Annotated in this window: 15 protein-coding genes and 3 pseudogenes; 9 read left to right on the top strand and 9 right to left on the bottom strand. The window is 41.8% G+C overall.

The window, feature by feature from the left end:
* The coding region (locus ACKTT2_RS10455; protein WP_407886400.1) for a DUF3611 family protein at positions 1 to 248 on the bottom strand (248 nt) is incomplete at its 3' end.
* A 462-nt stretch (positions 249 to 710) separates the two neighbouring features.
* Between ACKTT2_RS10455 and ACKTT2_RS10450 the strand changes: the two genes are divergently transcribed.
* A complete protein-coding gene (locus ACKTT2_RS10450; protein ID WP_407886397.1) occupies positions 711 to 2,198 on the top strand; it encodes a CIA30 family protein in 1,488 nt (495 codons plus the stop codon).
* Between the two features lie 253 nt (positions 2,199 to 2,451).
* Here ACKTT2_RS10450 and ACKTT2_RS10445 read toward each other — a convergent pair.
* Positions 2,452 to 2,662: pseudogene (locus ACKTT2_RS10445) on the bottom strand (four helix bundle protein); the annotation flags it as partial.
* Position 2,663: 1 nt separating this feature from the next.
* Positions 2,664 to 3,310: pseudogene (locus ACKTT2_RS10440) on the bottom strand (ISAs1 family transposase); the annotation flags it as partial.
* 244 nt (positions 3,311 to 3,554) lie between these two features.
* On the opposite strand from ACKTT2_RS10440, the gene ACKTT2_RS10435 reads away from it, so the two are divergent.
* On the top strand, positions 3,555 to 3,827 hold the full coding sequence (locus ACKTT2_RS10435) for a hypothetical protein (RefSeq protein WP_407886395.1): 273 nt from the start codon (positions 3,555 to 3,557) through the stop codon (positions 3,825 to 3,827).
* A 309-nt stretch (positions 3,828 to 4,136) separates the two neighbouring features.
* On the opposite strand, the gene ACKTT2_RS10430 is transcribed toward ACKTT2_RS10435, so the two are convergent.
* The 3 genes and pseudogenes from ACKTT2_RS10430 to ACKTT2_RS10420 form a co-directional block, all read right to left on the bottom strand.
* A complete protein-coding gene (locus ACKTT2_RS10430; RefSeq protein ID WP_407886393.1) occupies positions 4,137 to 4,400 on the bottom strand; it encodes a hypothetical protein in 264 nt (87 codons plus the stop codon).
* On the bottom strand, positions 4,397 to 4,621 hold the full coding sequence (locus ACKTT2_RS10425; protein ID WP_407886391.1) for a DUF433 domain-containing protein: 225 nt from the start codon (positions 4,619 to 4,621) through the stop codon (positions 4,397 to 4,399). Before ACKTT2_RS10425 ends, ACKTT2_RS10430 begins: the two co-directional genes overlap by 4 nt.
* 56 nt (positions 4,622 to 4,677) lie before the next feature.
* A pseudogene (locus tag ACKTT2_RS10420) lies at positions 4,678 to 4,866 on the bottom strand (magnesium chelatase subunit ChlI family protein); the annotation flags it as partial.
* Between the two features lie 214 nt (positions 4,867 to 5,080).
* Here ACKTT2_RS10420 and ACKTT2_RS10415 point away from each other — a divergent pair.
* Positions 5,081 to 6,322 carry an Alr2735 family protein gene (locus tag ACKTT2_RS10415; RefSeq protein WP_407886389.1) on the top strand — a complete coding sequence of 414 codons (1,242 nt, stop codon included), beginning with the start codon at positions 5,081 to 5,083 and terminating at the stop codon, positions 6,320 to 6,322.
* Between the two features lie 120 nt (positions 6,323 to 6,442).
* On the opposite strand, the gene ACKTT2_RS10410 is transcribed toward ACKTT2_RS10415, so the two are convergent.
* Positions 6,443 to 7,972: a YifB family Mg chelatase-like AAA ATPase gene (locus tag ACKTT2_RS10410; RefSeq protein WP_407886387.1), complete on the bottom strand. Its 1,530-nt coding sequence runs from the start codon at positions 7,970 to 7,972 to the stop codon at positions 6,443 to 6,445.
* Between the two features lie 132 nt (positions 7,973 to 8,104).
* On the opposite strand from ACKTT2_RS10410, the gene ACKTT2_RS10405 reads away from it, so the two are divergent.
* The 3 genes from ACKTT2_RS10405 to ACKTT2_RS10395 all read left to right on the top strand — a co-directional run bounded on the left by ACKTT2_RS10405 (position 8,105) and on the right by ACKTT2_RS10395 (position 10,031).
* Positions 8,105 to 8,455: a histidine triad nucleotide-binding protein gene (locus tag ACKTT2_RS10405; protein WP_407886385.1), complete on the top strand. Its 351-nt coding sequence runs from the start codon at positions 8,105 to 8,107 to the stop codon at positions 8,453 to 8,455.
* 80 nt (positions 8,456 to 8,535) lie between these two features.
* Positions 8,536 to 9,147 carry a recombination mediator RecR gene (gene recR, locus ACKTT2_RS10400; RefSeq protein ID WP_407886408.1) on the top strand — a complete coding sequence of 204 codons (612 nt, stop codon included), beginning with the start codon at positions 8,536 to 8,538 and terminating at the stop codon, positions 9,145 to 9,147.
* A gap of 143 nt (positions 9,148 to 9,290) precedes the next feature.
* Positions 9,291 to 10,031: a Uma2 family endonuclease gene (locus ACKTT2_RS10395; protein ID WP_407886383.1), complete on the top strand. Its 741-nt coding sequence runs from the start codon at positions 9,291 to 9,293 to the stop codon at positions 10,029 to 10,031.
* Positions 10,032 to 10,176: 145 nt separating this feature from the next.
* Here the strand turns inward: ACKTT2_RS10395 and ACKTT2_RS10390 are convergent, their stop codons facing one another.
* Complete coding sequence (locus ACKTT2_RS10390) at positions 10,177 to 11,445, bottom strand: flavin monoamine oxidase family protein (RefSeq protein WP_407886381.1); 1,269 nt, start codon at positions 11,443 to 11,445, stop codon at positions 10,177 to 10,179.
* Between the two features lie 384 nt (positions 11,446 to 11,829).
* Here ACKTT2_RS10390 and ACKTT2_RS10385 point away from each other — a divergent pair, with 384 nt between their 5' ends.
* Genes ACKTT2_RS10385 through ACKTT2_RS10375 form a run of 3 tightly spaced genes read left to right on the top strand, consistent with a single transcriptional unit; the run spans position 11,830 to position 13,579 of the window.
* The gene (locus ACKTT2_RS10385; RefSeq protein ID WP_407886379.1) at positions 11,830 to 12,492 is read left to right on the top strand and encodes a phosphoribosyltransferase; all 663 of its coding nucleotides are present in this window, start codon (positions 11,830 to 11,832) and stop codon (positions 12,490 to 12,492) included.
* Between the two features lie 38 nt (positions 12,493 to 12,530).
* Complete coding sequence (locus ACKTT2_RS10380) at positions 12,531 to 13,154, top strand: HPF/RaiA family ribosome-associated protein (RefSeq protein ID WP_407886377.1); 624 nt, start codon at positions 12,531 to 12,533, stop codon at positions 13,152 to 13,154.
* Between the two features lie 44 nt (positions 13,155 to 13,198).
* The gene (locus tag ACKTT2_RS10375; RefSeq protein ID WP_407886375.1) at positions 13,199 to 13,579 is read left to right on the top strand and encodes a hypothetical protein; all 381 of its coding nucleotides are present in this window, start codon (positions 13,199 to 13,201) and stop codon (positions 13,577 to 13,579) included.
* A 249-nt stretch (positions 13,580 to 13,828) separates the two neighbouring features.
* On the opposite strand, the gene ACKTT2_RS10370 is transcribed toward ACKTT2_RS10375, so the two are convergent.
* The gene (locus ACKTT2_RS10370; RefSeq protein ID WP_407886406.1) at positions 13,829 to 14,224 is read right to left on the bottom strand and encodes a VOC family protein; all 396 of its coding nucleotides are present in this window, start codon (positions 14,222 to 14,224) and stop codon (positions 13,829 to 13,831) included.
* Positions 14,225 to 14,349: the final 125 nt, after the last annotated feature.

Here is a 14,349-nt window from a genome sequence, read left to right as displayed (position 1 = left end):
ACCCAATAGAGCCTGAAACACAGTACTAAAATGCCAATAATACCTAAAAAAACTCCAAACCCCATGACCGAATTCGTCGTTGTTTGGACAGTGGAACTACGGCTAAATATTGCCAACAACAAAGCCAAGCCAGAAACAGCGCCTAGTACTAACTGTACCCAGAAGCTAATCGGTCTGACTACATGAAAAGTAGCTGCAAATCGTTTTTTAGTTGGTGTAGGTAGGTAGGAATTTAAGTCATTTGACATATTCGTTTTCCTTGGTAAACTTGGTAGCTAAGCCATAACTAGCTTTAATTTAATTGGCAAAAGTGGAAAGCTAGTATTTATTCAAAAAATCTCGGTGAAAAACTTGATAAATATATGCTTTGCTATTAGCGATCGCAGCGTGTCTTGTTTAGGTACGAAATATTAAACTAAGTTAAATCAGTCTTTAGAAGGATGTATTTCTGTGGATGTTTCCGACTACACGCAAGCGCTCCACTGAATAACAATTGGGTTGCACCCATCATGAATAATTTATTTTTGCCAAATTGGGATGCTCCCGGAGTTTTTATGTTTGGTTGTGAGGTAGTTTCAGCAAAAGCTACATCAATCCTTTAAAATAAATAAAATGGGTTTATCGATTGTCAAAACATTTGTAGAAGGATTGCGATAAATTATGTGTTGGCGATCGCAAAGCCCAGAAAATTAAGATAATCAATACTTTATATGGCTGATAACAATCGCTCGCAGTGGGACTTAGGCAGATTTATTGAAACTTTGACCTATTTTGAAGTTATTCCTTTCCTTAACTGGGTACAAGATTTATTCCAAGGTCGCCCTCATAATAAAGAAAGACTTGATGGAGCAAAAAAAGTGGGCGTTATACTGGTAGCTGGTGCAACAGGTGGTTTGGGAAAACGTGTGGTAGGACAACTCCTGCAACGGGGTTATAAGGTACGATCGCTAGTTCGAGACATAGACAAAGCGCGATCGCTTCTTGGCAATGATACGGAATTCTTAGTTGCGGATATTACTAAATCTGAAACTCTCAGTCCTCTAATTGCCGCTAACATCCAAGCCATAATTTGCTGCACTGCCGTGCGCGTCCAGCCTGTAGAAGGAGATAGCCCAGACCGTGCGAAATATTACCAAGGAGTTAAATTTTACCAACCTGAAATTGTTGGCGATACTCCAGAAAACGTTGAATACCAAGGTGTGAAAAACTTGGTAGAAGCTGTAGCAAAATATCTGCCAAAAGCAGGAGAACGAGTGTTGTTTGATTTTACAAATCCATCTACAGAACTCAAAGAGACTTGGGGTGCAGTGGATGATGTTGTTATGGGTGGAGTCAGTCAGAGCAATATTCAACTAGTAGAAGGTACAGCCCTATTTTCTGGTTACGTTTCCACCGCTAACTCCGGAGGATTTGCTTCTGTGAGAACTAAAAATTTTACTCCTGGTTTTAACTTATCTGGCTGTGAAGGCATAGAGTTGCGCCTCAGAGGTGATGGAAAACGCTATAAATTCCTCCTACGCACCGAGACACAATGGGATGGTGTTGCTTACAGCTATTCTTTTGACACGGAAGCCAACACCTGGATGAATGTTCGCATTCCTTTTGCAGATACCACTGCTGTTTTTCGAGCCAAAACACTTAAAGATTATCAGCCTATTGATACTAGTAAAATTTGCTCGTTTCAACTCATGTTGAGCAAGTTTGAATATGATGGGGGATTAAATCCTAAATTTACACCAGGTGGGTTCTCGCTCCAAGTAGAATCTATCAAAGCTTATGGCAAACAAGTTTTGCCACAATTTGTCCTTGTCAGTTCAGCAGGTGTGACTCGCCCCGGAAGACCGGGAATTAATTTAGATGAGGAACCACCCGCCGTTAAATTAAATGACCAACTTGGAGGAATTTTAACTTGGAAATTAAAAGGAGAAGAGAGTTTAAGACAAAGTGGAATTCCTTACACGATTATTAGACCGTGCGCCTTAACTGAGGAACCAGGAGGTAAAGAGTTGATTGTCGCTCAAGGCGATAACATCAAAGGCAAAATCAGCCGTGAGGATGTTGCTAAGCTTTGTGTAGAAGCACTACAACAAAGTCAAGCCTCAAATGTTACATTGGAGGTAAAAGAAGGAGAAAAGATTGTTAGTTCTATCGACTGGCAAAGTCTATTTTCTCAACTGAAACCCGATCCAAATTCATGAAACGCTTCTGGCTGGTAGTATCGGTACTGTTATTAGGAATTCTCATTTGGGGTGGGATACAGGGTAAACGCATCTAAAATCAAGGCAAAGGTGGCAGGCAGGGGTAGCAGGGGTGGCAGGGAGGCAGGGGAGAAAAGAAAAATGTTGGGAATTTTTGCCTAACTCATTAGACAAATTTTAAAAAGTGGGAATTTATCGCTGTTAATAACTAACGTAACAAAGCAACCATTTCTATGGTTGCTAATAAAATTTTCTAAGTAGAACGATTAATCAACCAGGGTGATGGATTGTTAATCATGTTTACTAAACCAGATAAAACTTGATTGTAGCGAGCGGAAAGTTCAAGTCCAGCTTCGGCATTTATATAACCACATTTAATGGCAAAATTCAGCCAAGGCGCGAGTTTCGGCAGCTTCGGCTTCGCAGTCATTTAATTTGGCAATAAAAGCTGCTTCATAACGTCGTAATAATGTAATCGCCTTGCTGATGAGTCATTAATTTTACTATTTCTTTTTGACAACCCATGGCCTCAATTGTTACCAGACATCCAGCCACATCTAATATTTTAATAACCTCTGGAATTGCTTGAATTTCATGAGATTTTTTATCGACTTTTCGTTGTCCTAAAACTCAACGATTTTCACTTGCCCAAGCATTAACCATATGAATAGCTGCTTTGTCTTTTCCTTTGTCATCTGACCCTTTTAAACTTTTTCCATCAATTGCTATAACTTCTTTATCTGTCATTTTACTCAGAGATTGAATCTAACTTAAAAAACACTCTTGAAACTCTTGTGGGTCGAGCCGAGAAAAAATCAAGCGCAAATGTATCATGTGATGGTTAGACTAGTCCTGAAGGAGGGTCTCCCTCCGCAGGGAACTGGCGAACTCGGAGGGGATACCATTTGGTAATTCTAAAAACTGTTGCAACCATTTATATTTTGCTTTTCCATAAGTTTCAATTGCTACCCAACATAAGTGCTCCACATATAACAGCGCAAATGGCAATAGTAATAATATCTATAAGTTTCTGCTGTTTTGTTCTATCTACTCAAAGGAGCTGATATCTTAGCAAAGTGCTCGACAATTTTTATTTTGGGTTGAATTTTCATATATCTTGTTAAAAATCCACTTTTGGATAACAGAGTACCACAAGGCTCCTTAGATTACCGATTTGATTGAAATACTTGAAAATCAACCCGAAACTTAGATGTATGTCGCATTTGTCAAGAGATGACAAGTATTCTCGTTCCTACTCTCTGAAAATTGATATTTTGACCGATTAACCTCCCCTGCCTCAGAGCCTCCCCTGCCTTTTAGATGCGTTTGCCCTGGGGTGGGATATTGTCAAATACCGTGTCCTCCCAACAATATGATTCCCGTGTCTTCAATTTGGAAGCTGATTTGAACCGTTTGGAGACTAGGGTTATTCGTATAGAAGCGCTACTCGTTCAAAATCGTCGCGTACCTCCTGTCAGTACAACCCAAACTCCATCATCGCGATCGCGAAGAACTGTTTCACCCCAAGATCGCGATCGCATATTCGATAGACTTGCTACTTTGGTTGTAGAACTGAAGCAGCAAGTCAATGCATTGGAGGGACGGGTCGCAAAATTAGAGAAACATTAAAAAAGCTTTTCTTTGACTGCACCATTGCTTTTTTTAAAAATAAGACTATTGTAGGACTTACGCAAAGCCCCCCTTTTTAAGGGGGGCTAGGGGTTCCCTCTGGGGTTGGGGGGAGATGGGGGGATCTGCAACACGTGAAAACCCCAGAATATCGTTAACGTTGCGTAAGTTCTGTATTGTTTAGGGATATCTAAGAAATAAACTAACCATCTTGTGGGATGGGCGTCCTCGCCCGTCCTATTGGACAATTTTTCATTTGAAAGTCCCTTATTAACTTAAAAATCACTATAAATTCAAATACACTTTTTCCTATAATTCTTCTGGATTATCTTCAGGAAAAACAACATCCTCATACAGCAAAGAAATAGGGCAATGGAAATCAACGCTAGTTAAAAATACTTCTAGTTCTGTTTCGTTAGCAGTTGTTTCCTCAAGCGAATAAGAAGTGAGATCCCATTTTCCCTTTTCATTGAGTCGATAGCATTCCACACTCATTTTATCTGACTCAATCAGAGCGTATTCTTTTAAGGTCTCAATCCGATCTGAAAGATTTTCGTCTAAAAGCAGTTTCACAACGATGCCACAAATAATTTTTTCTCACGCTCGGCAGCGAAAGCAAGACAAGCTTTGATGTCTTCTGAAGTAAGTTCAGAAAAGTCTTCCAGAATTTCTGCTTCAGTCATTCCACCTGCTAAATATTCTAAGATGTCGTACACTGTAATTCGCATTCCACGAATACACGGTTTACCACTACGTTTTCCAGGTTCGATTGTAATGATATTGTGATAATCCATAAGTTGGCAATTCCTAGCTTTATCTTGATTATAATTAATTTCTGAAGATATATAATTTACTGCATTCTGTCTATTGTGCGATATTGAATGGCTTCAGCTACATAATGGGGTTTTAGGTTATCATCTCCTGCTAAATCTGCAATAGTTCGTGATACCTTGAGAATGCGATCGCTCGCCCTTGCGCATCAACCTAATTTTCTAATTGCCCCTTCTAACAAATTGCGACTGCTATCATCTAAATTACACTAACAGTTTCTCACCCTTGTGTGCTCAAGAAATTTCTCCGGGACGAGGAAAACCACCACTACCCACCAAAGAAAAAGCAATGCCTGAAAGTTTAATTTTTTTAAGGCGTTACAAAAAGAGCTTGTGTTGCTGTATAATAATAGAAATTCCCCCAAAGAGTTAACGGCTCTGAAGGGGGTAAAAGCTCAATAATTTAATTCTTTAGTTGAGACTATGATAGCAACCTCAGCCATCTTTTGCCAGCTCCCCCTAGAAAAAAATATTTCTTCCTGCCTCGCCCAAATCCAAGAAGCCACCCTAGTGCTCCTGGAAGCTGCATCAGAACTGGCTCTCATCCAAAAGAGCATTGGCAAAATAGAATTCAACAGGGAACTCAAACGCTACGAGCAAAACCCCAAAGATATTAAAGAATATTTAGAACTGGTACAAGCGTACTCAGAGTGCGACTCAGAAGAAATTTCCGCACTGGGCATACTTACTCTAAAAAAATTAACCCGCCCATCTTTAACTCCTGTAAGAAAAGCTTTAGAAAATTTAAACGATATTACGCCCTCAAGAGTGGAAGAACTAACTGAAACCCTTGTCAAGCGAGAAAGAAAACCTAAACAACCCAGAGATACCATTTGGGGTGAAGGGGGTATTTTCTTCAACACGGGAGATATTTACGACCATCCCGAAGCTGGTGTCACGCTAGAACGTATGGCAAAAGAAGAAGGTAAGACACCTCAAACTATTACAGCCCAATCAATAGAACTGCGACAGGAAGTGGTGAAAGTTCTTGAAAGCCAAGATAGCTGCTGTGAGATTACGCTTCATACTTCTGCTGTAGAAGAAACTGATTCCTCTGTAAAACTCACTCTCAAGCCCATACTCCCCACAGTTAATTTCCAAGGGCAGGAGTTTATATTATTAGACGCAACCAAACCGTGCGTTATAGAACTCGATCGACCTATGTCCCCACCTTCCCCCATCCAACCCCCATACGATCGCCTAAAAAGTGTCGAACGCCAGAGAACTCTAGAGAAAATTACGCAATACCAAGCTTACCTATCCATGGAACAATCTCCCCTCAGAACTCCCTTATCGGAACTGTCTTTAGTTGAATTAAAAGCTGCTGAAGTTTTCCTGCTAGCTGCTATGGGACAAGCCGACTCGAAGCAAATCACTGAAGCGATCGCCAAAATCAACCCCGACAGAAAAGAAAAAGTCTGGTACGCTCTCTCCAAAGACCAACGCGCTCGTGCTAGAAAAGCCTTCCCACCCCATCACATCCTCCTGACGCAAGCTGTGAAAAACAATCTCATCCACGAATGGCTAGAAGACAAATCGGGTAGGGCGATTCAGCTGAGAATCCACAATACAGTACCGTCCATGTTTGATGAATTAGTCTCTCTGGAAAATTTAGAATCTTTTTTAAAGACCCTTTCTCCAAGGGATAAGAGTGCTTTTAAATAATCTCTGTCCTTGTTTACACCCCTTTGGACTTCAATAGCACTGCCTGAGTCGCTCTCTCAATAATTTCGTGAGTGATTCTACATCATAAATTGTGTAAACTTTACTCATGTTGAATCTAATTTACTGCATTCTATCAATTGTCCGATACTGAATTGCTTCAGCTACATGATAGGGTTTTAAGTTATCATCTCCTGCTAAATCTGCAATAGTCCGTGCTACCTTGAGAATGCGATCGCTTGCCCTTGCAGATAAACCTAATTTTCTAATTGCCCCTTCTAACAAATTGCGACTGCTATCATCTAAATTACACCATTTTTGAAGATGGCGGCTCTGCATTTGTGCATTGCAAGATAAATCAGCTTCATTTTTGAATCTATGATACGCAAGATCGCGTGCCTGTTGCACTCTTTCTCTAACAATTTCAGAGGGTTCTCCTGTTGGTTGTTGGGTAATCTCTTCTGGTTTTAAACGATTCACAGCAACTTGCAAATCAATTCTATCCATTAAAGGACCCGAAAGCTTAGCCCAATATTGCTCCCTCTGCCTAGGCGTACAGGTACAGTTTTGGATAGTATCTCCGTAATATCCGCAAGGGCATGGATTTGTACTGCCAACGAGTGTAAACTGAGCGGGAAACATAACTGAATGTCTAGCACGGGAAATTGTGACGTACCCATCTTCTAGAGGTTGACGCAGAAACTCTAAAACATCTCGTTTGAACTCTGTCAGCTCGTCCAAAAACAGGATGCCCTTATGTGCTAAAGAAATTTCTCCAGGACGCGGGAAACCACCACCACCTACCAAAGAAGGACCAGAGGCAGAATGATGAGGACTGCGGAAGGGGCGATCGCGAATCAACGCTCCGCGATTTTTTAACAACCCTGCAACAGAATAAATGCGAGTCACCTCCAGAGCTTCCTTCAATTGCATTCCTGGTAGAATTCCCGACAAACGACGTGCCAGCATGGTTTTGCCACTACCCGGAGGTCCAACAAACACTAAATTATGCCCGCCTGCTGCAGCAATTTCCAAAGCACGACGAGCATGAGCTTGCCCTTTCACTTCTTTTAAATCTGCTTGTCCTGATGTTGTATGCAATATTTCTACAGAATTATCTAACTCTAGGGCTTTGTATCGCCTAGGATTGTTGAGAAAACCAATGACTTCAAACAAATTTTTAAAGCCGTAAACTGGCAATCCTTCAACTAAAGCAGCTTCTTGTGCATTGTCAGCAGGAACAACTAAACCTGCAATTCCTAGCTTTTGAGCAGCAGCAGCGATGGGTAAAACGCCAGCAACTGGGCGCAAGCTGCCATCCAAAGAAACCTCACCGAGAAAAAGGTAGTCACCCAATAAATCAGCACTCACTTGTTCGGAAGCCGCTAAAATTCCCACACTCATAGGCAAATCAAAACACGGACCTTCCTTTCGTAGATCTGCAGGCGTAAGATTAATCACAATTTTTCGTATGGGAAAAGCAAAACCAGCATTCTTAAGAGTTGCCTTAACCCTTTCTTTGGCTTCTTGAATAGCTGCATCTGGCAGCCCTAAAACGACCATTCCTGGCAATCCTGCTGATACATCCACTTCAACGCCGACTTTAACAGCGTCGATGCCGACAATTGAGGCACTCCAGACCCTAGCTAGCATAAGTCTAAATTATTGATTAGAGAAAGTTACATAGCAATTCCGCAGCCTGTAGCAGATGGACGCTGATAAATTTGTACCTCAGCAGACTAGGAAACACTATAAAATCTCTAGCAGAACAACTAGTTGATTGTCATGAGTGAAACCACAGAGACGATTTTCAGCAAAATCATTAGGCGGGAAATTCCAGCTAATATAGTTTATGAAGATGAATTGGCGCTTGCTTTCAAAGATGTTAATCCCCAAGCCCCCGTTCATATTCTTGTCATTCCTAAAAAACCAATACCCAAATTGTCTGATACGGGTTCCGAAGATGCTGTCCTTCTGGGACATCTATTATTAACTGCTACACGTGTTGCTGAAGAAGCTGGGTTAACTAACGGGTATCGTATTGTTATCAACACGGGTGATGATGGCGGTCAAACTGTTTATCACCTACATTTACACATCTTAGGTGGAAGGCAGTTGTCTTGGCCTCCTGGTTGATTGAACACCTTTACTCAAACAGAAGCGTTCTCCATAGGGAGGCGCTTTTCTCGTTTAAATGTCATTATAGTATAGTAAAAATTGGAGATAAAACTACGGTTTACGCACGCCCCCTAGCACGATTAATTGAGCAATTGCAACGTTTACCCGGCGTGGGTCCAAAAACTGCCCAACGATTAGCGTTGCATATTATAAAAAGACCAGAGGCAGAAGTAGAAGCTTTGGCGCATGCTCTGATAGAAGCAAAAAAGCAGGTGGGCTTGTGTTCTGTTTGCTTCCACCTATCTTCTGAACCTGTTTGTGAAATCTGTCGCAATGCAAACCGCGATAATACAACTCTCTGTGTCGTGGCTGATTCTCGCGATGTGATTGCTTTAGAAAAAACCCGTGAGTACAAAGGTAAGTATCATGTTTTGGGTGGTGTCATTTCCCCAATCGATGGCATTGGTCCAGAACAGTTGACTATTCAACCTTTAGTGCGAAGGGTAAGCCAGCAAAAGCCTCATGAGGTCATTTTAGCTATCAGTCCTAGTGTTGAAGGTGAGACGACAACATTGTATATCGGTCACCTGATAAAACCGTTTACTAAAGTCACGCGAATTGCTTTTGGGTTACCTGTGGGTGGAGATTTGGAATACGCCGATGAGGTAACTTTGGCAAGAGCCTTGGAAGGACGCCGAGAGTTAGATTAGTTTTTTGGTCATTTGTCATTGGTCATTTGTGAGCTAAAAAAGCACTTACTGTAGGCAAGTTATATGACAAGAAATCTAGGCAAGGCGTTCTCACTCTAAAATCCACGCATCCAAAATCTACAATCCAAATTGGAATCGGTCATATGGTTTCTCAACTAGAATCTACTACGAAAACAGATATAATTTACCCCGATAGTGATGGTAAACCAATGTCAGATAATACCAAGCAGTTTCGTTGGATTACGGTGATTTACTACAATTTAGAGTGGCTGTTTGCTAATGAATCAAATGTGTTCGTAGCTGGCGACTTGCTGTGGTATCCAGTTGAGGGGAACAATAAAATTTGTATTGGACCTGATGTTATGGTAGTGTTTGGTGCTCCTAAAGGAGATAGGGGTTCCTATATGCAGTGGAAAGAGGGCAATATTCCTCCTCAAGTCGTGTTTGAAATTCTCTCTCCTTGCAACACGCAAACAGAAATGAACAAGAAACTTGTATTTTACGATCGCTATGGTGTTGAGGAATATTATTTGTATGACCCAGACAAAAATGATTTTAGTGGTTGGGTGCGTTCTTCAGAGCGATTGGATGTCATCGATCCGGTACATAATTGGGTAAGCCCAAGATTAAAAATCCGCTTTGATTTGTCTGGAAATGAGTTATTGATATATCGTCCTGATGGAGAGCCATTTGTAGGTTATTTAGAAGTTTCTCGACGTTTAGAAGAGGTGCTGCAACGAGCCGAACAGGCAGAGCAACGCGCTGAAGAAGAACGGCAACGAGCCGAACAGGCAGAGCAACGCGCTGAAGAAGAACGGCAACGAGCCGAAAGGTTAGCACAGCGGTTGAGAGAATTAGGTATCGATCCAGAGCAAGCTGATTGAGGAAACTGCAAAAAAATCATTCACTCCTTCTTGTGGGATGGGCGTCCTCGCCCGTCCTTTATCAATAGCGGCTCGCCCGTCCTTTATCAATAGCGGGCAAGATGCAAAGCACCACAAGAAAATATCTTGGAATGTAGACCCTGGATCATTTTACAAATTCTAGAACCTGTTGAGCAGCGCGTTGACCGCTACGGATAGCACCCTCCATATAACCTCGATATTCCACAGGAGCAGTATGCTCTCCTGCAAAGAAAATTTGACCGGCTCTTTGCATCAGGTGTGGGTTAAAGCGAGCCAAATCTCCGGGTTTAAAGTAGCAATAAGCACCTTTCGCCCATTCATCAGCGTTCCAATCATAGGAACGAGAAGTTAAAATTGGAGGTGCTTCAGGATACATATAACGTACTGTCGCGATCGCAAGCTCCACAGCGTTTTCAGATAACTCTATACTTCGGCTACCTCCACTGAAACAGGAAAGAATTCTTTCAGCCCCCATTTGTGCAAAACTTGGTTCCCACACAACTTGGTATTCAGCATCAAGTAACGTTATCCCAAAGTTAGGTTTAGACCAAAAGCGATATGGATATTGCAGTAATGTCTTTACCAAACTCCCGTAAGGTAATTGCGAAATGGCAGCTTGCTGAGAGTCTGTCAAGGGAGCAATTATCGGAATTTGTCGCAGTATGCTCCAAGGGATTGCTATTATAACGCTATTCGCTTGCGCCTCAACTAAACCATTTACCGTCTCAACACTGACACTCACGAGATTATTCTCTATTTGTTGAATGCGGCGCACGGGACTTTTTGTATGTACTCGCTCGCCCAAAACTTTAGCTAAGGCATCAACTAAACGCGAACTCCCTCCACGAATCCGCATATTGTAACCACTTGTACCAAGCGTGTTAGAATAAGTAAAAAATCTTATACCAATTAACTCCGGGTCAGTCGCGAAAAGCGATCGCGCTGACAAACGAGCAACCCATTTGGCAAAAGGGGCCAGTTGGTTTTTTTCCAACCACTCATCAAGAGTTTGCTGTGGAGCGAGTTGCTTTTCAACCAGAAGTTGCAACTTTTCAGATAAACTTTTTAAAGCAGTTTGTTGTTCTCCACTAAAAGACTCCTGGGTTTTCAGCATTCCGTCAACGTACCAGTACAAGTCATCGGGAAATTGGCAGGCTGGATCGAGTTTGAGATTGAATTTTGCAGCATAATTTATTAAAGCAGTGTGGCAATCGTCAACAAACTCAGCACCCAAATCTCCATACTGTCCGGCACTAAGTTGTACAGTGTGAACTCGACCTCCAAGACGCTCTCGCGCTTCAAAAACTTGAACTTCCTGACCTGCAAGTACCAGTTCATAGGCTGCACTCAGCCCTGCTAATCCTGCACCAACAACAATTGTTTGAAGTGCCATGCCCTAGAATCCTGTGACGTTTTTTGACGATAAAGCAATTGCAAATGGCTGAAATGATATTCTATATGGTAGCAGGAGCTTGGAATTCGCGCTCAGAAGATTCTTCCTCATGCCCTCATCCCTAATTTTCAAACCTTAATTCATTCGTTCAGCATACAGATACAAAAGGCACAACCTTCCATTAGTTAGAGGAAAGAGTATTTTTGGATTTCTAATATCGATTTAGAACCTTAAAAATACAAACAAAGCATGAGAAATACTGAGTGCTTAGTGGTGGCTCGCGCTCCATTGGAAGGAAAAGTGCAACACGAAGAATTTCATTATTCAGTTAAGGTGCGAGTGAAAACATAAGACCCATTAATTCGGACAAAGGAGCATAACACTATGCGATTTAAAGACAGAACACAAGCAGGTCAATTGTTGGCAAAGGAATTGGCTGCTTATGCTGACCGTCCAGATATCGTGGTGTTAGGGCTTCCACGAGGGGGTGTACCTGTCGCTTTTGAAATCGCCAAAACCTTAAATGCTCCCCTAGATATTTTTGTAGTCCGCAAACTGGGTGTACCAGACCAAAGAGAACTGGCAATGGGAGCAATCGCTTCCGGTGGAGTACGGGTCTTAAATGAAGATATTGTGCGATCGCTACACATTACTGAAGCAGAAATCGACCAAGTGGCAACAAAAGAGCAGCACGAACTAGAACGACGCGAACATCTTTATCGAGGCGATCGTCCTTTTCCAAAATTGCAAGACCGGACTGTAATTTTAGTAGATGATGGTTTAGCAACAGGCGCTACAATGCGTGCCGCTTTTACAGCATTGCAAAAATATAACCCTGCCAAAACTGTTGTTGCTGTACCTGTATCTGCAGTTGAAACTCGCGACGAGTTTGCAGCAAAAGTTGATGAAATAATCTGTGGGTTAACTCCAAGCCCCTTCTACAGCGTTGGTTTGTGGTATGACGATTTTCCGCAAACAACGGATGAAGAAGTTCGTCTCTTATTAGATAGAGCTGCAAATAAACAATGGCTTATGGCTAATTGCTAATAGCCAATAGTTAGTAGGTAAAAAATAAGAACAAAAACATGAAAGTAGCACCAGAGATTACTTATCGCAATGTCGATAAAACAAATGCTCTTGACAATTTAGTCAACGAAAAGGTAGGTAAGTTGGAGCAGGTTTGCAGTCACATTAGTAGCTGCCACATTGCAATTGAAAAGATTCACGAGCGCCCGCGTAGTGGTTCTCCTTACAGAGTGCGAATCGATATGACTGTACCACCCGGTCACGAACTTGTGGCAGAAAGTAATCCCACAGATGATAACCAATATGCGCCAGTAGAGGCAGTAATTCGAGATGCATTTAAAGCAGCTGTCACTCAGTTGAAAAAGCTCAACGAAAAACAGCAAGAGAGTGACAAATCTCAGACTCATACAGATGCAGAGGAAACCACAGCACTTGTGACCAAATTATTTCGTGAGGATGGTTATGGCTTTATTAGAGCCTTGGATGGTCAAGAAATTTACTTCCATCGCAATAGTGTCCTCAATAGTGATTTTGACCGTATAGAATTGGGCACGGGTGTTCGTTTCTCTATGGTTATGGGAGAAGAAGGACCCCAAGCCTCTACAGTGCAAATTGTGGACAAGCCAGGAGCAAATGCTGGAAAGTCAGAGCAAACTCTAATTGAGCCGCCATTAGGCTATTAACTCAATTTGTATATTCAACTTAACACTGAATGGAGTAATATTCAATGGCTGAGACTCAAAAACAAGGACAACCAACAGATAGAAAGCCTGATGAGTGGCAGCAAGACTTAAAATCCCAGCCAATGCCTGGGAAAAATTTCGGTCTTCAGGGAACTTCGAGTGGAGAATCTCCCCTCAACGCCTATGAGATAAAGGAGTTGTATGCTCAACTCAAAGGTTTTTCCAGCGACGAAATGAAACAGATTACCGTGCTACCAACAGGCAGTCCTTTAGAACATGGAACTAAGTATGTTGACTTAATGGACTCGGAGCGCAAGGAATTTACTGTAGGGGAAGATATGAAAGCTGGACCAAATAATCGCTATGTGGCTAAGAAAGATATAGACCGCATACTCTGGAGCAAATTAACTGACGCAAATAACTAGTGACCGGTGACCGGTGACCAATGACGCTTGCATACTCTGGAGCCAATTAATTGATGCAAACAACTTTCCAAAGTAGGAAGAAACTAATGAGTTATTAGATTAGTAGCGATGGGTCGCATTAATTCTGATAGGAGAAGTTAGTTTAGATCCCCGACTTTTTCAAGAAGTCGGGGGTCTGGCAACTCCTCAAAATCAACGCAGTCAAGTACTGGTCTAAAGTCCAGTTCCTTGGAAATTTCTAAAGCTGCTTTACAGATCCCAAGAATCATTTTGTAAAACCACGCGGTAACCATCAGGATCTTCAAATGTCGCTCCGTTCCTATCCCAGTATGGGTTATAGGATTTTACAGGTTCATATCCATTTATCTTCATTCTCTCAATCGCTTGCTGCCATTCTTGTCGATCTTGAAAGTAAAAAACAATTAAATTATCTTCAGTTGGAGCACGACCAACAGAGTGTCCGTGATGATGGGTGAACTCAAAGTGATAAGCTGCTCCTGGGATTCCAATCATGACACCATCGAATTCATCATGGTTTTTGAAGGAGTAGAGAATTTCTAATCCCAAACCATCTGTATAAAATTTCAGAACTAGTTCAAGGTTATCGGTTGGTCGAGCAACACGCAAAGTTTTTCCTTGCATCATATGTTTCACACAATCTATCCTCCTCGCTTATCAAGCAGGCAATATCTCTACATCAACTGACTGGGTCTTGCCGTGCTTTTCAAGTAACGGCAAAAACTTGCGAATTAAGCCGATTGTAACCGCAG

Origin of the sequence: Scytonema hankhaensis NUACC26, from assembly GCF_045865695.1 — a bacterium.
GTDB lineage: Bacteria > Cyanobacteriota > Cyanobacteriia > Cyanobacteriales > Nostocaceae > Scytonema.
The sequence above is the reverse complement of the archived record's forward strand: the minus strand, read 5'-3'. Positions and strand labels throughout refer to the sequence as shown.